Origin of the sequence: Alistipes provencensis (assembly GCF_900083545.1) — a bacterium.
GTDB classification, from domain to species: Bacteria; Bacteroidota; Bacteroidia; order Bacteroidales; family Rikenellaceae; genus Alistipes; species Alistipes provencensis.
In genome coordinates, this window is record NZ_LT559262.1 from 1,780,507 (window position 1) to 1,801,873 (window position 21,367).

9 protein-coding genes are annotated in these 21,367 nt (G+C 52.4%); 8 read left to right on the top strand and 1 reads right to left on the bottom strand.

Features of this window, described 5'->3' with window-relative positions; genetic code table 11:
- Positions 1-658 precede the first annotated feature (658 nt).
- Complete coding sequence (locus BN5935_RS06970) at positions 659-4,624, bottom strand: hybrid sensor histidine kinase/response regulator transcription factor (RefSeq protein WP_147625787.1); 3,966 nt, start codon at positions 4,622-4,624, stop codon at positions 659-661.
- 290 nt (positions 4,625-4,914) lie between these two features.
- Here BN5935_RS06970 and BN5935_RS06975 point away from each other — a divergent pair, with 290 nt between their 5' ends.
- From BN5935_RS06975 to BN5935_RS07010, 8 genes are all read left to right on the top strand, one after another.
- Positions 4,915-7,350: a hypothetical protein gene (locus BN5935_RS06975; protein WP_064975478.1), complete on the top strand. Its 2,436-nt coding sequence runs from the start codon at positions 4,915-4,917 to the stop codon at positions 7,348-7,350.
- 126 nt (positions 7,351-7,476) lie between these two features.
- The gene (locus tag BN5935_RS06980) at positions 7,477-8,895 is read left to right on the top strand and encodes a hypothetical protein (protein ID WP_147625789.1); all 1,419 of its coding nucleotides are present in this window, start codon (positions 7,477-7,479) and stop codon (positions 8,893-8,895) included.
- Between the two features lie 43 nt (positions 8,896-8,938).
- The gene (locus BN5935_RS06985; protein ID WP_064975480.1) at positions 8,939-12,160 is read left to right on the top strand and encodes a SusC/RagA family TonB-linked outer membrane protein; all 3,222 of its coding nucleotides are present in this window, start codon (positions 8,939-8,941) and stop codon (positions 12,158-12,160) included.
- Positions 12,161-12,179: 19 nt separating this feature from the next.
- Entirely contained in the window at positions 12,180-13,874 is a 1,695-nt protein-coding gene (locus BN5935_RS06990) for a RagB/SusD family nutrient uptake outer membrane protein (protein WP_082944052.1), read from the top strand.
- Between the two features lie 16 nt (positions 13,875-13,890).
- The gene (locus BN5935_RS06995) at positions 13,891-14,844 is read left to right on the top strand and encodes a hypothetical protein (protein ID WP_147625790.1); all 954 of its coding nucleotides are present in this window, start codon (positions 13,891-13,893) and stop codon (positions 14,842-14,844) included.
- Positions 14,845-14,855: 11 nt separating this feature from the next.
- Positions 14,856-17,615: a glycoside hydrolase family 3 N-terminal domain-containing protein gene (locus BN5935_RS07000; protein ID WP_064976869.1), complete on the top strand. Its 2,760-nt coding sequence runs from the start codon at positions 14,856-14,858 to the stop codon at positions 17,613-17,615.
- A 14-nt stretch (positions 17,616-17,629) separates the two neighbouring features.
- Positions 17,630-19,837, top strand: coding sequence for an alpha-N-acetylglucosaminidase (locus tag BN5935_RS07005; RefSeq protein WP_064975483.1), 2,208 nt, complete (start codon positions 17,630-17,632; stop codon positions 19,835-19,837).
- A complete protein-coding gene (locus tag BN5935_RS07010; protein ID WP_082944053.1) occupies positions 19,837-21,330 on the top strand; it encodes a hypothetical protein in 1,494 nt (497 codons plus the stop codon). The genes BN5935_RS07005 and BN5935_RS07010 overlap by 1 nt, the downstream gene beginning before the upstream one ends.
- Positions 21,331-21,367 lie beyond the last annotated feature (37 nt).

A 21,367-nucleotide genomic window follows, 5' to 3' on the forward strand; every position in this document is an offset into this window, starting at 1 on the left:
CATTGATGAAGCATATTTAGAGCCGAAAAGAGTGTCAAATACCTTTCCCCGTCGTAGTTCTCTACAATAGGTCCCTCGTTCTCAGGACATGGATATCGGGTGAAACAATCGGCAAGTAAAAGAATGTATCTGATTGATTTTTTGTGGTTTGATGTTCTGCGCGTTTCCTCTATTTTCTCCCGTTATCCCATATTATCACAATCAGTACACCTTTAGTAAACCTTGGATTTGGCGGATTCCCCAATTATAATTTGAAGAATATATTCGAAAACTTTTGGCTAATGCTGATTTATTTACATCGCTGTGTTAAGTTGAGAATGTTTGACATGGTTAGCCCTCTATTTCGTGTGAATTTGATCTGTTGTAGGGATATTAAGGGGTATTAGTGAGGTTTCTATGTAAGTTTCCGGTATAGATGATTACAATGTATACAACTAAAGTTATTGGGTGCTTTTATTTTCTAAAAGAGGACGGTGGATTCTATCTCGGATTTTCAGTTCGGAAATACCTCTCGAAAAACAAAGATGAGGATTGGTACGGCTTAAAATAATATAATGGTAATTATTTTATTGTAATGGGTGGTTGTAATTTCAGATAATGATGGGAGATTCGTGATTCCTTTTGAAATTATCCGTTAATTAAGGCATAAAGCTGGCGTCTATTCGGGCGTTTGGGTATGTTCCGCCTGAAACTGCGTCGGCGTCTGGCCGAATTGTTTCTTAAAACGGATTGTGAAATATTTGGGCGAGCTGAATCCTAATTCGTAGGAAACTTCTGAAATCAGCCGTCCTTTGTCGCAGAGTAGCATCGCTGCTTTCTTGAATCGGATCATCTCAATAAATTCACCCGGGCTGTATCCCGTAATTCCTTTAATTTTCTGAGTCAGGATTGTTTTGCTGACGTTTAGCTCACGGCATAGCATTTGGACACTGATGTTCTCCTTGTAAAGATTCCGCTCGATCGCATCGGTTGCTGCGGCTAGGAAGTTGGCATCCTTGTCGTTGGTGGTTACGGCGTCGGGACCTACGATCGAACTGCTGTACTTCCGGCGCAGCCGTTGTCTGTTTTCCAGTAAGTTGCGGCAACGAGCTTCGAGCTGGCTGATGTTGAATGGCTTGGAGATGTAGTCGTCGGCTCCCCTGTTGATGCTTTCGAGGTTATGGTCAGTCGAAGGTTGGGCCGTCAGCAGAATGATCGGAATATGGCAGGTTTCGAGGTCCTGACGCAGTTTGCCGCAGAGGCTCAGTCCGTCCATTACTGGCATCACCACATCACTGATGATAATATCGGGCTGTAGTTTTTTTGCCATGCTGTATCCTTCGGCGCCGTCTGAGGCTTCGCTGATCTTGTAGCCATGTTTGAAAATGGAATGTAGCAAGGCCCGCAGTTCGGCATCATCTTCGACGATCAACATTTTATAGCCTTTTCCCGGTGCTGAATCGGTACTGGGGAGAGTGTAGGAAGCCCGGCGTGACAGTAGTACAGGGGTGCATTCCGGTTGGGTCTGTTCGGCAGACGTCACCTTGTCATCGTTGGCATACCATTTTCTGCCCAATGGAAGAGTGATGGTGAAAAGTGCACCGCCGTTCCGGTTGTTTTGTGCCGTCAGGGTTCCGTGGTGCAGTTCAACGATACCTCTACTCAGCGCCAAGCCGATTCCTGTGCCGTGATTATGGCGGTCGCGCGAAGAGTTGGAGACATCCTGATAGAAGGGGTCGAAAATATGTGGCAGGGCCTTCTCTGAGATACCGCAGCCTGTGTCAGCGAAGGCGATTGTTACGGTATTATCCTCCCGGCGGCGATGTCTGATGCGGATGCTGATGTCGATGTGTCCGCCGTCGGGCGTGTATTTGAACGCATTGATGAGCAGGTTCGAAAAGACGCGCTGCATCTGTTTTTTATCGATGCTCGCGGTCGCCGTCTCAGCAGGGAGATGCAGTTTCAGGCGAATGTTGCGGTAGTTGGCATATTGAGCGAACGAATCCCGAATATCAGCGATAAATGCGCCGAGGTCCGTTTCCGAAACCGCGATGTTCGTATATCCCTGATTCTGTTTCTCGAAATCGAGCAGGTCAGAGACAATCTGTTGCATGCTTTGGGCATTCCGGTAGGTATTTTCGATGTTCTCGATTCCGCTGGCGGAGTTTCCGTGATTGCGGAAGAAGAGTTCGAGCTGTCCGATGATAAGTGTCAGCGGCGTGCGGAGTTCGTGTGAGATATTGATGAAAAAGCGCATGCGCTCCAGATTCTCGGTTTCTTTCTGCTTCAGCCGTTCGGCCAGCAGCATACGAGAGTAAACGGTGTAGAGCAGCCAGCCCAGCAGGGTCAGGGCGGTGATGTAATAGAGCAGGCGGGCCGGCAGGGTGGCGTACCAGACAGCGCGGACCTCGATGGGAAGCGTAATCTGCGTGTAGCCGTTGTCGAACTTGGTGTGTGTGGCTCGCACGCACAGCCGGTAGTCGCCGGGCGGCAGGTTCATGTAGACGATCGGATGTTCGGGAGAGAAGAGCGTCCATTCGTTGTCGTAGCCTTCGAGCATGTATTCGTAGAAGATCGGGTAGACTTTTTCGAAATCGAACGAAGCTAACTCCACCGAGAGGTTTCGTTGGCGGTGTTGCAGTACGAGTTTCTGAGTGAATGGCAATTCCTGTTGCAGAATCGGGCGTTTGTCGCCGGGGGCACCCGGGTAGATGCGCCGGTTGTTGACGATCAGACGGTCGAAAGCGATGTCGATGCTGTCATCGGAGAACTCGACCTGCGAGGGTGTGAGGGTCTCGATACCGTCGATGCCGCCGATCACGATGTCGCCGTTGGCACGCCTGAGAATACACCCGCTACGGGCAGAACTGATGCTCAGTCCGTTGTTGCGACTGTAGTTGTAGCAACGGTTGGTCTGGGTATTGAACAGCGACAGCCCGCTGTTTGTGCCGATGAGCAGAATGTTGGGGTCGACCTCGCCGATGAAACTGGTGAAATTGTCCGCAAGGCCGATGTTCTCCTGTGTATAGCGTATCTCCTGTTGCATGTCGAGGCGAATGAATCCCTGCCCGAGACTGGCGCCCCACATGCAGCCGTTGTGGTCGCAGAAGAGTTTGATAAAGTTCAGTTTCGAATTGTAATTGTCACTGTCGTGGCTTGTATATCGGGTTATACGGCCGCTTTTCAGATCGAGAATATGGACGCCTATACCGCCGATCCACAACCGGTCCCGGTTGTCTAACGCTAGCGAAAAGACAATCCCGTTATATCCTTCAATAGGCTTGTGGATCACCTGTGCACTCCGTTTGTCGAATACGACTACGCCGCGCGCCGTCCCGAGATAGAGTTTACCGTCGTGGAACTTGATGTCGTTGACAGTTCCGGGGCCTTCGGTCCCGTCCTCCCCACGGAATGTGTAGTCGGACCAGCGTCGGGAGGCTATGTCATACCTGCGTAACGTTCCCATGTAAGAACCTGCCCAGATGGCATCCTCTGAAGCATCATACCATGCCGATTTGAATTTATGATCATCGCTTCCCGTAATATAGCGGATCTGCCCGTCGTGCGCCGACTGGCGGAACATGCCGAATTTATCGGTCAGTATCCACAGATCACCGCGTTTGTCCTCGACCATGGCATTGATGAGTTTCATCTCGTACTTGGCCGGGAGCAGGATTGGACTGAACGGGTAATTGTCTGAGTTGCAGTAGTAGATTCCGTCGTAGAAGGTGCCGGCCCAAATGCCGCCTTGGTTATCGGCCCGAAGGCTCCATATTGAACTTTCGCCGAGGGCTTCCAACTCGTCTGTTTGGCACAAACGGTCCGTTCCGAGGCGGTTGGCACCGTTCATTGTTCCGATCCAAAGATTTCCTTTCCGGTCTTCGCAGAAGGTTCGGACCAAGTTGCTTTTTAGCCGCATGTTTTCGGAAGCCTCTCGATGGTAGTGTCCGATGGATGTATAATCGGTGTTGAGTCTCCAGCAGCCGTGATCCATCGTTCCGACCCAGAGGTCGCCCCTGCTGTCCAGATAGAGCGTGCAGATGTTTCCGGAGACGGCTGTGTGGTGACAGATTTTGCCGTCGCCGTCGATTTCATAGATCCCTCCGCTGGATGTTGCAGCCAGCAGAGTACCTGTTTGCGAACGGCAGAGGGCGGTAATGGATGTATGGGGATGCGGCAGGCTGTGGCGCATGCGGAGCGAGTCGCCGCGGCATTCGTAGATACGGTTTTCCGATCCGATCCACAACTGCTCCTGTTCGGCGTATAGGGCGCAGTTCAGAAAATCGATCTCCGGAGCATGGAGCCGTCGGGGATGGTTTGTGTGGATATCATAACAGAGGATGGCATCATAGGAACAGACGTAGATCCGGTCGTTGCCATTGCCGCAGATGGGGCGCATCGGCATTGGCTCTTGTTGAAAGTCGAGTGACGTACCGTTATAGCGGTAAAGCCCGTAGTTGGTATTGAGCCATATGGCTCCCAATCCGTCCTGATAGACCGAGAAGACTGAACTGTTGGAGAACGATTCGAGCCGGCTCACGCGGATAAATCGGAACGAAGCGGCCTGCAGGGCCCATGGGATCAGGCATAAAATTGGAAGCAGCAGTTTCAGATATTTGTTACGAAAGGTTTCAGAGAGGATCATACGCAAATTTAAATACTCGTATCCGATAAAAAAAGGAATTTGCCGAAAATCGGAACTATTTTTTCGGGCGTCTAAAATTACCCGTAAATGCGGTCGAAATTAGTCCCTGTGTCTGGAAAAAATTCTGTTTATTCATCTGCAGAGATAGGGTTGGGGAGTCTGGGGTTTTACTTGAAATTCAAAATTACCCCCAAATTCGAACGATCCTACCCCTCGGGTCTGGATGAAAAATAATTAATTTGCAATATCGGAGCGTGAAAATTCAATTCCAACTTAAAACCTGATACTTTATGATGAAAAAATCTACCCTGTTTGTGGTTGTGTTGTTACTGGCAGGCGGTTGTATCGAACCGGACGATTTCGGTCCCGAAGGTACCTATACGGCCGAAACTCGGGCAACGGTAAAGGCTGCATCTCTGGCGTACGAGGATGCGGAACGTGAACCGTACCGGCTCCAGTGGCATACTGACGATGCCGTGGACCTTTATTATGCACCGGCGAAAGTGTGGACGACCTATGGCATGGCCTCGTCCGGAACAGATAGCTCTGTTGCCGATTTCTCGGCGACACAGGAGTGGGAGTATGGTCGTCGGTCGCACATCTTTTATGCAATAGCTCCTTCGCAGGCACTGGCAAAGGCAACTGAGATCGATCCCTCCGGACTGCAGCTTGAACTGGCGGAAATGCAGCGTGTGGAGGATGGGGTCGAGAAATACATGGTCAGCAGTGCGTTGTCCGTCGTGAAAGAGTCGGTCGGAGAGAAAAGCGTTGACATGGAGTTGCTTCCTGCGCTCTCACTGCTGGATCTGGAACTTTCGGCAACCAGCGACCTCGTGTTGAAGACGCTTTCGCTGACCTCTGTCGGGGCGGGAACGGGTAAAGGGCTTACCGGTCCTTATAAACTCGATGTGGCGACTACTACGGTCAATATGCGCACGACGACCGGTAACAAGGTGACTCTCGATTTTGGTGAGGGGCTTGCCATGGAGAAGGGCAAACTCTATGAGGCCCGTGCAGTTGTGCTTCCGGCGAAACTCGCAGGATTGAATCTTTCGGTTTCGGGCAGCACGTCTAAAAGTTCGCTTGAACTCTCGGTCTGTGAGGCGATGGACCTGAAGCCGGGGACTGTTAATAGGCTCTCCCTGAGCCTTTCTCCGGGGCCTATCCGGCAGGATTACAGTTTCAGTGTTGTCTCGGGAGCCATCGGTGAAGAGGCTAACAATAAGCAACTTGTTTATTTGGGTGCCAACAAGACCCAGTCGACCGCTATCAAGGGTATCCGGATCGCTGAGAGTAAGGTGGATCTGGAGTATGAGAGTGGCGAGACGAAATCAGAAGAAGCATTCTGGGAGGCCACGGCTCCTGATTGGATTGTACTTAGTCAGACAAGCGGTAAAGGCGCTGCCGATATCGATGTCATGGTGTTGCCAAATCTCAATTCGTTGAAGAATAGCCGTGTGGAGACAATTACGGATCTTTCGGCGGACGGGACGGCCAATACCTATCTGGTCCATGCCTCCGGTACCTACCGTTTCGACGCCCGGGTGATGGGAAATGGCGATGCCGGAGTTCTCGACGGTGCCGGATTCACCGATTATAACGGTCTCGAGATCACTTCGGCGGCTTTGTCGGGCGGCGTGTCGGCTCGCGTGCTCTGGCAAGAGTGCGTCAACCAGATTACGAATGTGAAGTATGACGGCTCCTCCATTGAGTTTACGACGAGCGATTATGTCGTACCGGGCAATGCGGTTATTGCGCTCAGCGACGGAGCTGGGCGGATCGTCTGGTCGTGGCAGATCTGGTTTACCGACGAGCTGAATGCAGACGATGTGATCGTCAATGCGAATACCAATGAAACTGCCGTGGCGCAGGGGTTGAATCGCTTCTCATTGATGGATCGCAACTTGGGAGCGATGTGTCGGCTGGACAGCGATGCAGCCCGATTCCCCAAAAAACGCGAAGGAGAGATTACAGTAATCCAGTATACCGATGCTTCGAAAACCATCCCTACCGGGAAATCCTTTACCACGAAGGTTTACCAACACGGCGTTGCATCGAATAGCTACTACAAGCCGCTCTGTTTTTGTGGTATGAAATACCAGTGGGGCCGCAAGGACCCCTTCCTGACCCCTTACACTTCCGGGAACTGGCCCGCTTTTGTTCGTTTCGACGGCGATAACAACGAGATCGCCAGTATCGTAACGGCCAACGGTGGTTTTGGGAAGGGTTATGGTATAACCCTCGCTTCGGGTATTATATCTCCCGATACCTATTATAAGTCCAATGGCACGACGAACTGGCTGGAGGTTCACAATTTCGATCTTTGGGGGAATGTCGACGGGAATAAGGTCGATGCAGCAACGAATGCCCGGCCATACGGTGTGAAGACCGTCTATGATCCGTGTCCGCCGGGGTATATGGTGCCGACGATTGATGCTTTTACAGCCTTTTCGACGAGTTGGGTGGTTGGCAGTTATTCAAACGGCTATTTTTTCCGGGCCAGCAGTTCCGATGCCGCCGGGATCTTCTTCCCTGCGGCCGGTGAGATTAACTCGGGCGGTGCCAGCATCAGTGTCGGAGCTGACAGTTACTATTATACCGGGAGCATTACTCGCGGGTCGAATAACTCACATCAACTGCAGGTCAAGAACGGTGCGGTCAATAATAATTTTAATACGGGGCACAGTAATGGCCGAACCGTGCGTTGCATGCGTGAAACACGATAAAGCTATTTGTCAATAAATTGAAAAACAATGAATAAGACCTATTTTATTTTAAATGTGGCATTGCTTGTTGCCGGTTTGCCGACAGGCTGCGCCACCGAATACGACATAGAGCCCGATCATAAAAAGGTGTTTACGAACCATCTCTTACTGGAAAGAGTGAACGGACAGTATAAAGAGAAGCCCGGCGATGCAGAGTGGACGGAAACGACGTCACGGATTGTCGCTGCGGATTGCCGTCCCGAGGCTCCGGCTGTGACAGCTTGGGGTGGCCGCAAGGACATCACGGCGACGGGAATAGAAGGTGCGGAAGGTTACTTTCGGTTAGGCCGTGTCGGGCGTCGCTGGGTTTTCGTTGATCCGGATGGCGGTGTGAATATCATCCGCGGCACCCAGAACGTCGCTTATCCCGAGAGCAGCCGCTTTGCATCGGCGGACGACTGGGCTGCCGAAACGGCGGAACTGTTGCTCGCCTACGGATTCAACCATGCCGATTTCACGGGTGTCCGGCCGCAGTATCAGCTGAACGCCCGAAACGAGCGGATACTGAATCCCGCCGAGGGTCGAAAGAATTCGCATTCCGTAGCCCTGAACATGCTGCGGTCCTTTATGTGGGACGACGCCCGGAACCTGCCGTGGACCTACGACGACACCAATAGCGACATGAATCGGCTAAATCTGATTTTCGAAGAGCGTTACGAAATCTATCTCGACGAGAAGACCCGCGAGATTTGCGCACAGGTCGCTGACGATCCCTATATGTTGGGTTATCAGCTCGACAACGAACTTGGATTCCGCGGGTGGGACTACCGGTATGGTAATCAGGATGTATTGTTGCACAAGTTCCTCTCGTTGCCTGAAGCGGCTGCAGCCCGTCAGTATGCCGAAGCCTTCGTTGTCGAGAAAGGGCTGAACCGTGCCGAGGTTATGACCGTCACGAAAACTGCGGATGTCGTCAAACTTGGGCTCTCGGATGCTTATGACGAATTCCGTTCGCGTGTGGCTGAGAAGTATTACAAACAGTATTATGATGTTATTCGTAAGTATGACCAAAATCACCTGATCTTCGGCAGCCGTCTGCACAGCAATGGGAAATATGACAAGCAGACGTTGCAGGCTTGCGCCAAGTATTGTGACGTGGTGACGATTAACTATTACGGTGTCTGGACACCCGAGGCCGATTTCTTGGAGAATTTCCGCACATGGACCGGTGATCGTCCGTTCTTCGTCACCGAATTCTATGTGAAGGGAGAAGACGCCAGTTACGACGGAACGCCCTACAACAACCTTAGCGGAGGCGGCTGGGTGGTTCCGTCGCAGATCGCCCGCGGCGATTTCTACCAGAATTTCTGTCTCGGGCTGCTCGAAGCCGACAACTGCGCCGGATGGACCTATTTCGCCTACGATGACGCTTTTACAAGCACGGCCGACAACAACTGCAACCGGGGACTGGTTTCGGCTAAGTTCTATCCTTGGCTCGGATTCCTCGAGGGCGTGGGCCGTTTGAATAGGAATGTTTACGCAGTCATGGACCGTTTCGACAAGTGATCCGGCGGATCGACTATCAAAAACTACTAATATTCGGAAACTTATGAAAAAGTCTGTATATATACTGTTTTTCGTCATTGCATGGCTGTTCATTCCGTTGCTGTGCCCCATGGTGTCGGCTCAGCAGAAGACGACTGCTCCGCAGATTACGGGTACGGTCATTGACGAGCACGGCAGCCCGGTGATCGGGGCGACAGTCGTCGTTACCGGGACACAGTCGGGCGCTACGACCGACACCCGCGGACGATTCACGATCAAGGGGGTGAATGCAGGAACATTGCAGGTCCGGTTTATCGGCTATCAGACTGCCGAGGTCAATATCCAGCCCAAGAAAACGCATTATGATATCACTCTGCAGGAAGAGATTCGCTCTGTTGATGAGGTGGTGGTCATCGGTTATAGTGCTGTACCGCGTAAGGATCTGACAGGGGCGGTGGCTGCCATGCGTTCGGACGAGCTGATGAAGACCGGTTCCGCCGATTTTACCTCTGCGCTGCAGGGCCGCATGGCCGGTGTGCGTGTTACGACACAATCGGGGGAAGCTGGCGCCGGCGTGGATATTACCATTCGCGGTACCAATTCGCTCAATGCTGGTACGGCGCCGCTCTATGTCATCGACGGCATGCAGATCGACGTGAATGAAGGCGAGGTGGCGACTTCCTCGGCCGGAGGCGGACAAAATACCTACAATCCACTTGCATCGATCAATCCCAATGACATTGCTTCGATTGACGTATTGAAAGATGCTTCGGCGGCAGCTATCTACGGTGCACGCGGTGCCAACGGCGTCATCATCATCACGACCAAAAGCGGCAGTTCCTCGATGAAGACCGACATCAACCTGAATATGTATTTCGGCGTGCAGCAGATCGCCAAACGGTTCGATGTGCTCGACGGACAAGGGTATGTCGATTACAAATTTGCCCGCGGTACGGACAAGGAGATATGGGGCAAGGATTATCAGGATGGGAACGGCGTGGTGCCGCGGAATGTGGTTAAGGACGGTTTGCAGACCTTCGATTATCAAGATGCCATGACCCGCACGGGATTCATGCAGAATTACGACGTTTCGCTGAATACCATTGCGAACAAGACTCGCATTTCCTCGTCGTTGGGCTATTACGACCAGAAGGGTATCATCGAGAGCAACGGTTTTCAGCGCTATTCGGGGCGCATCAAGGTCGATCATGAGATTAACAAAAAATTCTCGGCTGGTATCTCTGCGACTTTCGGGCGAGTGGATAACAAGGGCGCCATGAGCAGTGGCGGCGTTTCGGGCACGGGGGGCTATACGGGTATCGTTCAGATGATGTATACCGAACGGCCTGTCATTTTGTACACCGCCAGTGAGCTAGCCGGCGAATATGCCGACTATGTGGACCTGACGTCGATGATTTCCAACGAAGTTTACAAACGTTCTGTGTTCGACCGTCTGCTCGGCAATGTCTATGTGCAATACAAGCCGATTGCTGATCTGCGGATCCGTGTCAGCGGGTCACTCACCAATACGAATTCGAAGTTGAGCGAGTTCTACTCTTCGCGCAGTCGTTGGGGGCGCGGCAGTGACGGGCGTTCGCAGATCACGAACACCGGGACGCTTGGCTATACGCTCAACGCGACGGCCGAATATACGAAACGTTTCAGCAAAGTCCATAATTTCGGTGCGTTGGTCGGGGTCGAGATCAACGGTTACCATTATGAGAATTCTTCGACCCGTGTCGATAACTTCGAGGACCAAAGTACGGGTGTTTTCGACATCAGTAAAGGCCTGACGCCCCAGTCGTGGACTTCGAACGTCTACCAGACAAACCGTGCTTCTGCCTTTGCCCGATTAAACTACAATTTTGATGACCGCTACTATCTGACAGCCAACATGCGTGTCGACGGCTCCTCTAATTTCGCGAGGAGTAACCGTGTCGGTTATTTTCCTTCGTTGGCTGTGGCTTGGCGCATCAATAATGAAGGATTCATGAAAGAGGCCAAGGCGATCAATAACTTTAAGATTCGAGCTAGTGCAGGTATTACCGGCAATGATCGCATTACTTCCTATTCGTACCTGTCGCAGATGGGGTCGAGCTATTACGGCTCCAACGGCGGACTCAACTACGGCATGGCAGTCACCATTTCGGGTAATCCCGAGCTGAAATGGGAAACGACCTATCAGTACGATGTGGGGCTCGACTTGGATTTTTTCAAAAGCCGTATCTCCCTGACTGCCGACTACTACCTCAAGGATACATGTGATATGCTGTACAATGCCAGCATCCCTTCGCAGTCGGGTTATTCGACACAATGGAGAAATCTCGGGCGCATGACCAACCAAGGCTTTGAGTTCACGTTGACCACACAGAATATCAACCGTAAGAAGTTCGGATGGACGACTACCGTCAATTTCGATACGAACAAGACCAAACTCATTTCGTTGGGCGGTCAGGAGCGTTATTTCCCCGTATCGCAGAACTATGGTTCGTTTTCGGGTCAGGAGATCGCCCGTGTTGTCGTTGGGGAGCCTATCGGCGTGGTATATGGCTATATCTGGGATGGGAACTACCAGCTTTCGGATTTCGACTGGACCGATCCTAATACGGGAACCCGTATTGATCCGTCGGTTATCACCTCGGAAAATATGAGTCGGTTTAGTTATACGCTTAAAAAAGGCGTCCCGTCGTTCGAGGGTAAAACCGTTGCTCCGGGTGACCGTAAATATCGGGACTTGACCGGAGAAGGGGTCGTCAATACTAATGACCGGACAGCTATCGGCGATACTAATCCGCTTTTTAATTTCGGTATTAATAACGAGTTTCGTATCGGAAGCCTGAACGTCGGTGTTTTTATCGATGGCTCCTATGGCGGCAAAATACTCAATGCCTTCCGCCGCCAGTTGGAACCCTCGCTGAACAACAATATTAACAACCTTTCAATCGAAGCATGGACGGGGCGCTGGACCCCGGAGAATGGTTCGAATGTCTATGCACGGATTGGCAACCAAACCGATCAACAGGTATCGACCTACTATGTGGAGGACGGTTCCTACCTGCGTATCAAGAATTTGAATATTGGCTATACTTTCGGCAAAAAGTATTTCGGCCGGTCGGGAATCAGCAAACTGCGCGTGTACCTGCTCGTCGATAATGTCTATACTTTTACCAAGTATTCGGGACTCGATCCCGAGGTTCGCTCGTATGAGAAGTTCCTGCGGGCACTGGACCAGACCTCGTATCCGCGTACCCGGAATTATATGGCAGGAGTAAACATCACTTTCTAATCTTTAACGATCAAAGAATATGAAACGGTTATTATTATATACATCGTTGCTGGCGACGGGGTTGTTCGTGACCTCTTGTATCGATGATTTCCTGACCCAGTATCCCTATTCGACCACCTCGCCCGAGACTTTCTACAAGACCGAGGCCGATTTCAAGCAGGCGTTGACCGGGTGTTACAGCGTCATCAATACCTCGTCGGTCAACGGCAAGGGTGTGTCGGGAGGCACTTATAATTACGGTCTTGTTTATGCGCTCGAAGGGTGCAGTGACGAGGTAGTTTCCAACAACAGTTCAACGGGGACGCTCTTCGATCTGCTGCGGGCCTCATATCAGACCGACAATGCGGAGATCCGCCAATTCTGGATTGCGTTCTTCGCCGGTATCTCGCGCTGCAATACGCTTATCGGGCAGTTGGACGGCGAGAATGACCTGATGCCAGAACAGCGCACGGCCTACGAAGCCGAAGCGCGGTTCCTGCGGGGCTTCTTTTACCTGCATCTGGCACAAGCCTTCGGCGGCGTCCCCGTCTACGATGCGCCGGCTGTCGGTTCGATGGCGGGGCGCGATAATCTGGAACGTGTCTATACTCAGGTTATAAGGGATTTCAAATATGCTTATGACGAGTTGGAAGACGTGGGTGTTTTTAAATCGAGTGCCAACCATTGGACAGCCGCCGCCTATCTGGGTTCGGTCTATAATTATTTAGCCAGTTGCAAGCGTTACGGTGTCGGGCAGGAGCTGGTTGGGATTCAGCCGTTGAACAGTTTCGGCTGGGTGAATGAAGAGACGATGAGTCTTGCTGCACGCGATATCTTGAAGGAGGTGGTTGAAATGAGCCCCTATGAACTGCTCGACAAAGAAAACTACCGGAAACTTTATTACGAAATGTCGAAAGAAGCGCAGTATAAGGAGTGCCTGCTGATGGCCGAATTTGCCGAGAATACGAAACACTGCATGTTGTCGTACTATGTACTGAGTCCCGTGGGCGATGCCAAGACCGTCGGCGGAAGTTACCAGCGCATGTTTCCGACGATGAAGCTCTATCGCTCGTATGATGACGGGGACCTGCGTCGCGATTACAATATCACAGGTGCCTACAATCCGAATAACCGGTACGGAAGCGATTTGAGCAAGATCCCTTCGGAGACGGTCGACGGTTACAAATACTATGTCCCGGCCGAGTCGTCGGGCATCGCCTCCGGAACTTCCACGGCGCTGTGGTGTACCGGCAAGTTCCGGGTTTCGGACCCGAAGGAGCGTTCCAGTATCAACACCAACCAGTGTGCCATGAACTATCCTCTGATGCGTATGGCCGAGGTCCGATTGCAGTATGCTGAGGCACTCTATTTCACAGGTGATGAGGCCGGTGCCCGCAAACAATTCGATCGGGTCCGTGAACGGGTCCTGGCCGACGGCGTTTCATTGGAAAAGCTCAATGAGACGTATTACCGTCCGGATTTCGTCGAAGAGCTGCTCGAAGAGCGCGGTCGTGAACTCTGCTATGAATCGAAGCGCAAGATCGACCTGATCCGTTTCGGCAAAATCACGGAGGTGATCGAGGATCTTCCTTCGGAGGGCGGTCCCAACAATGTGGTCGCCAGCATCGACCTGTTGAAAGATAATTGGCGGAACTATAAGATATGGCTGCCCGTTCCGCAATTGGAGATAGATTTGAATCCCAATCTCGAACAGAATGCTGTATATGCCGATTAATCCCGGAATGACGATTATGAAAAAAATCCTGTTTTTACTGGTCGCTGGACTATTCGGAAGCTGTTCGGCACGGACGACCACCGCAGATGAGGTACTTCTCGTGAAGACTCCGTCGAAAATTTCCCTCTTCCTGCCTTGTGCGGGACATGACGCCCGTTATATCCGGGTGGATATGGACTATTTCTTCAACCCGGCGAAGCGTACCCGGCTGTGGCGGCTGACACGGGCCTATGATATGGAACGGACCGGGGATTATACTTTCCGAAATCGGCTGAGTAAGGAGTTTGTGTATCCCGGAGAGTGGGAATGTGCGTTCATGCAACTGAAAGAGGGGCGTCGGATGCCTGACTTTACGGGTGGGTTTCATGGATATGAGGAACTGACGGAGGTAGAGATGTTTTTCGACGGAGAGCCGCTGGATCTTGCCCGAAAAGAGAACGGAGTCGGCAGGGAGGTAAAATTCCGACAAAGATCGCAGATGTACGAGTACGGGACGGACCGTCCCATTGCCGAACATGTCAAGGAATTGACATGTTCGGTCGAGGGGATCGAGGTCGCCCAATGGATTACTTGGCTCGAGGAGGTCGAGGTGGGTGACATGAAATTTGTCATGCTACCTATTGCCCGGAGTCTGAGCGACGGCACGCAGATTACCGACCGACTCGTCATGGACGATTCGGAACGGGTTTATGATGTAAGCCGTTCGGATCGGACGCTTTCGGTCGAGGGCCGGGACGTGCGCAAGGTCCGCATTTGGGGCCGTGAAAGTGGTTTGTTCGCGGAGGTGGAAGTGGATTATGAGCCTTGGATGCCCGGAAACCGGTTCTTCTGCAGCATGTATACGCCGCAGGACGGTTACAACAAACTTTATTTCACCCATTGTGAAAATCGGAGTGTATCGCGCGGTGAGGTCTGGAAATCCAGAGCCCGTTACCGGCTGGGGATTCTCGAAAAACAGGGAGGAGAATGATGGATTTTCCGATGAAAAAATTGATTGCAACAGGTTTCGTGACGGTCGGATTGGCGCTTGAGGCGGTGATTCCAACTTTTGCATCCGGCCCTGCGGAATATTATGATCCCGGGGATAATCCGATCTACCGGAGGGGCTGGATCGATTTTAATAAGAATGGCCGCAAAGATGTTTACGAGGATCCGAAGGCCGATCTGGATGACCGGATAGAGGATTTGCTTTCGCAGATGACCCTTGAGGAGAAGACCTGCCAGTTGGTAACGCTGTACGGTTATAAGCGCGTGTTGCAGGATTCGCTGCCGACGCCCGACTGGAAAGAGCAGCTTTGGAAGGATGGTCTCGGGGCCATCGACGAACATCTCAACGGCTTCGTGCAATGGGGAGGTCCTCTGCTCGATTGCAGTTTGGTCTGGCCGGCATCTCGTCATGCATGGGCTATCAACGAAACGCAGCGTTTCTTCGTTGAGGAGACCCGGCTGGGGATTCCCGTCGATATGACCAACGAGGGCATCCGCGGCGTGGAGGCTTACCGGGCGACGAATTTCCCGTCGCAGTTGGGCATGGGGCATACATGGAACCGCGAGTTGCTCCGTAAAACCGGGTATATCGTCGGGCGCGAGGCCCGGCTGCTGGGTTACACGAATATTTATGCCCCGGTTCTCGACGTGGGACGCGACCAGCGCTGGGGACGTTACGAGGAGGTATTCAGCGAGTCGCCTTACCTCGTTGCCGAACTCGGTGTGGCGATGGCTTCAGGTATGCAGACCGATTATCAGGTTGCGTCGACTGCCAAGCATTTTGCCGCTTACAGTAATAACAAGGGGGCTCGAGAGGGGATGTCGCGCGTCGATCCGCAGATACCGCTGCGTGAAGTGGAGAACATCCACCTGATGCCTTTCCGGGAGGTTATCCGGCGCGCCGGGATTCTCGGTGTCATGTCGAGTTACAACGATTACGACGGCGTTCCGATTCAGGGCAGCCGCTATTGGCTTACAGAACGTCTGCGCGATGAAATGGGTTTTCGCGGTTACGTCGTTTCCGACAGTGGTTCGGTGGAGTATCTTCATAACAAGCACCATACGGCTGTCGACCAGTTGGATGCCGTGCGGCAGAGCATTGAGGCTGGACTTAACGTCCGCTGCAATTTCTGGCATCCCGAAACCTATGTGATGCCGTTACGGCAGCTTCTCCGGGATGGACTTGTCAGCGAAGAATTGCTGGATAACCGGGTTCGGGACGTGCTGCGCGTGAAATTCCTCGTCGGGTTGTTCGATAGACCCTATCAGACCGATCTGGCCGCAGCAGACCGTGAGGTAAACGGTTCGCAGCACAACGAGGTTGCGTTGCAGGCTTCGCGGGAATCTATCGTGCTGTTGAAGAATGAGAACCATACGCTGCCGCTCGCTGCCGGGAAGATTCGCCGTATTGCCGTATTGGGGCCGAACGCCGATGCCCGGGGATTTGCACTGGGGCATTACGGACCGTTGGCAGTCGAAGTTACTTCTGTACTTGACGGATTGAAAAAGAATTTAGGTACGCAGTGTGAGATTGTTTATGAGAAGGGTTGTGAACTGGTCGATGTCAACTGGCCTTTGTCCGAGATCTTTCGCGAGGAGATGACTCCGGATGAAAAAGCGGGAATTCTGCGTGCCGCAGAGGTCGCTTCGGAGAGCGATGTGGCCATTGTCGTTTTGGGGGGCAGTTCCCGCACCTGCGGCGAAAATTGCTCGCGGTCGAGTCTTGAGTTGCCCGGTCGTCAGGAGGACCTGCTACGAGCGGTCGAGGCGACCGGAAAACCCACGGTGCTGGTGATGATAAACGGCCGTCCGAACTCGGTTAATTGGGCCGATGCGCATGTCGATGCCATCGTCGAGGCATGGTATCCGGGAGCTCACGGCGGGCAGGCTATTTACGAAGTGCTGTTCGGAGAGTATAATCCTGGGGGTAAACTGACGGTTACTTTCCCTCGGCATGTCGGTCAGATACCCTTTAATTTTCCATATAAACCGGCCGCCAATACCGATGGCGGGCTTACACCGGGACCCGATGGCAACCAGACCCGCGTCAACGGGGCTCTGTATGATTTCGGTTATGGGCTGAGTTATACGACGTTTGAATACACCGATTTGCTGGTTGAGCCGCAGACGATACATGGGGACGAGCCTTTCACGGTTTCGTTCGATGTGACCAATACGGGACAGCGGAGCGGTGATGAGGTGGTGCAACTATATATCCATGACATGCTTTCGACGGTGACCACCTATGAAAAGAATCTGCGCGGCTTCGACCGCGTGCACCTGAGGGCCGGTGAGACGCGCCGCGTGACCATGCAGGTCCGCCCGCAGGATTTGTCGCTGCTAAATGAGCGGATGGAGCGAGTGGTCGAACCCGGGGATTTCGAGGTGCTGATCGGGGCGTCGTCGACCGACATTCGGCTGAAGGCGATCGTTACCGTCGAAGGTGAAGGCGGTGTGATGGCAAAGGAGGAGGTGCATTATCCGCATACGCTTGGTAAGGGCGAGTCGTTGATTCTTTCGATCGGAGGCGATGTCCGGCCTGAAGGGGTGGAGATTCTCTGGTCTGAGGGTTCGCGGGGCACTTTTGAGGTGCAGCTCATGTCGGGCGGCGGCCAGTTCCTGACCGTCGGGAGCTATCCGATACGCTCCGTCCATCCGGGAACCCTCTACCGCTTCCGCCGGACCAATGCCAGTGAAATGCGTATCATGGTTACTGAAGGCGAGGGGCGGATCGAGGCTCTACGCATCACTTGATATGAAATACGAACATGAAGAAATTGTTTATCCTGTTAATTACGACGCTGTTGTTTCTTTCGCCCTGTCAGGTTGTTGCTGATGCTGTTGTCGGCCAGTCCGAAACACAGGCCGCCACAGCGTTGGCCCGGCGCATTCTGCCGCGTCTGAGTTCCAGTATCCGGTTTGTCTACATCCCTTCCGATCGAGACCACTTTGTGCTTGAGATGTGTGGCGACGAGTTGCAGATTGCTGGAAATTCGGCGGTCTCGATGGCTTTCGGGTTGAACTGCTACCTGCGCGATTATTGCCGTATTACGGTGACATGGTACCGGCGTGACAAGATTGACGAGCCGAAGCGGCTGCCGATCGTGGTGGGGCGTATCGAACGCGAGGCGCGGGTTGAAAACCGCTTTTTCCTGAATTATTGCACCTACGGTTATTCGCTCAACTGGTGGCAGTGGGACGAATGGGAACATTTCATCGACTGGATGGCTTTGAACGGTGTTACGATGGCGCTGGCGACTACGGGACAGGAGGCTGTGTGGCAGCGTGTTTGGCGGCAGTTCGGGCTGGATGACGAAACGATCCGCAACTATTTCACCGGACCTTCCTATCTGCCTTGGCACCGTATGGCCAATATTGATACATGGCACGGACCGCTGCCACAGTCGTGGATCGATGGACAGTTGGAGTTGCAGCAGCGTATTGTCGCCCGGGAGCGGGAACTCGGAATACAGCCGATTTTCACCTCTTTCACGGGACATGTACCTAAGGCCCTGAAACAGTTCTTTCCCGATGCGGATATTAAGCGACTCAATCCGTGGACAAGTTTCGAGAAACCTTATAACAGTTATTACCTGAATCCAGCCGAACCGCTTTTTAACCGGATACAACAGGCATACATGCAGGAACAGCGGCGGCTGTTCGGCGAGAGTTCCATATATGGGGTCGATCCTTTCAACGAGCTGGACCCGCCGAGTTGGGACCCGGAATATCTGGCTCGGGCTGCTCGGTTGACTTACGAATCGATCACACGATTCGACAAGAATGCCGTTTGGCTGCAGATGGCTTGGGTATTTTACCACAAACGTAAGGACTGGACTCCCGAACGGTTGAAAGCCTATCTGTGCGCCGTTCCGAAAGGGAAACTGCTGATGCTGGACTACTATTGCGACAAGGTGGAGCTGTGGCGCAGTACGGAATCTTTCTACGGTCAGCCTTTCATCTGGTCCTATCTGGGCAATTTCGGTGGTAATACGATGCTTGCGGGGGATATGAAAGATGTAAGCCGGAAATTGGACCGCGCCTATGTGGAAGCCGGATGTAATTTCGTGGGGATCGGCTGTACGCTCGAAGGGCTGGATGTCAATCCGTTCATGTATGAATATGTACTGGACCGTGCTTGGATACGGGTGTATAACGATGCCGAGTGGATCGATCGGTTGGCAGACCGTCGGAGCGGGTGTGTCGATGCACATTATCGGCAGGCTTGGCAGATTCTTTATGACAAAGTTTACAGGGCTTCGAGCGGAAACCGTTCGGCGGCGGTTTGTGCCCGCCCGAATCTGGAAAGCCGCTCGAAGTGGAGCAGTACGCATACCGATTACGACAATCGGGATTTACTGATGGCTTGGGAACAGTTGACATTCGCCCGGCCGAAGCGAACGCCCTCCAGCCGTTTCGATTGTGTCAACATTCCTCGGCAGTGTCTTGAAAACTATTTCGGGGGGCTGAACAAACTGTGTATTGCCGCTTACCGCAACGGTGATCGGGACGGAGTCGTGAGGCTTTCGTCCCGACTTTTGGAGTTGCTGGACGATATTGATCTATTGGTTGCGACAGATACATATTTTCTGCTTGGAAAATGGATTTCCGACGCCCGTAGGATGGGAACAACTCCCGCCGAGAAGGACTATTTCGAATACGATGCCCGTAACATTCTCACCACTTGGGGTGGTCGGGGATATTCGCTGAATGACTATGCGAACCGTACTTGGTCAGGATTGGTGTCAGGCTACTACAAGGAGCGTTGGAAACGTTTCTACGATCGGCTGCAAAGTGGCGGGAAGTTGGATGAGGAGTCATTGCTGCAAGAATTGCAGGACTTCGAGTGGGAATGGGTCGGCCAGAAGGAGCGTTTCGCGGAACGACCTCGGGGTGATGCTTACAAACTTTGTCAATCGCTTTATGCAAAATATGCGGTCGCAATCGACCGATTTCATACTGAAATGACCAAATGATGAAAATTCGAATATTTCTCTTGTCTTATGCCTTTTGCCTTTGTTATCCCGGTTTAGGGCAGCAGATGTCCTATGGAAACCGTTGTGCGGTGGAATACCAGAAAATCCGGAACTTGGAATATACCGGCTGGGAGAGCAGCGAATCGGACCGGACGCTCGTTGTCGACAGCCTGCGCGGTTTCCGGCCGAAACGGATTCGTCTCACCCGATGGGGCGGACGTCGCGACCTGAAGGAACCGTCGGTCGTCATCGGGCGTTCGGGGTATTTCCGTCTGGGAAAGTTCGACGGTCGTTGGTATTTTATCGATCCCGATGGCGGATGTCTGGTACTGATGGGAATACAGAGTCTCGGCGACTGTGCTGGTATGCTCGGCGAACAGCGGTGGAGCCGGGAGACGGCCCGACTGTTGCGCGAGAACGGTTTCAATTATGTCAATTTCGGAGATTTCACCCTCAAGCACTATACCGATGTCATGTCTCCGGGGTGTGGCGAGCGAATCCTTGATTCCGGCGGCCGGAAGCTGGCCTATATTGATTTAGCCTATATGTTGCGTTCGTTCGTGTGGGATACGGAAATTGACCACCTGAAACTGAATCGGCTGATTGCGGTTTTTCATCCCGATTATTTGAATCATTTGGATAAATATGCCCGTGAGAATTGTGCCAAGTTTCGCAATGATAAACATTGTATAGGCTATTACATCGACAATGAATTGGGATTCATTGGGTGGCGCAAATATTTTGCCAATCAAACGATTTTGCTCCGCAATTTCCTTGGAATGACGGATGCCCGGAATCCGGCTCCGCTTCCCGAGAGCTGTGCTTATGCCAAAGAGGCGGCACTTGAGTTTCTGCGACACCGCGGTGTCGCGCCCGAGGCGATCACCGAAGAAGATGAGGAGGCATTCCGCGCCTATGTCGCCGATTACTATTTTCGGACAGCCTCGGAGGCACTGCGTCGCTACGACCCGAACCACTTAATCTTGGGAAGCCGTCTGCATGGGTTTCCGAAATATGACGAGATTACGGTCCGTGCTTGTGCCCGGTACTGCGATGCACTTTCGATCAATTACTATGGGGTTTGGACGCCCGAAGAGGAGTACATGCACAATTTGGAGCGGTGGAGTGACGGCAAACCTTTTTTTGTTACTGAATTTTATGTCAAGGGAGAGGATGCTGTCCGTAATGGGATTCCTTATGAAAACAAGGAGGGCGGAGGCTGGCTTGTGCGTACACAGGCTGATCGGGGCCGATTTTACCAGAATTTCACTCTTCATCTGCTGCGGGCTCGGAACTGTGTCGGATGGGTACATTTCAAATACCGGGATGCCATATATAGGAATAAGAATGGTGAAGAGGCCTATTGTAACAAAGGTATCGTTTCGGTCGACTGTGAACCCTACACGGATTTTCTGAAAGCCATGAAACAAATTCATGTAAATGCTTATGCCCTGATCGACTATTTTGACCGACGATCAGCCATACCCGAATAAATTATTAGGAAGCAGGCACAATATGTGATCACTATTA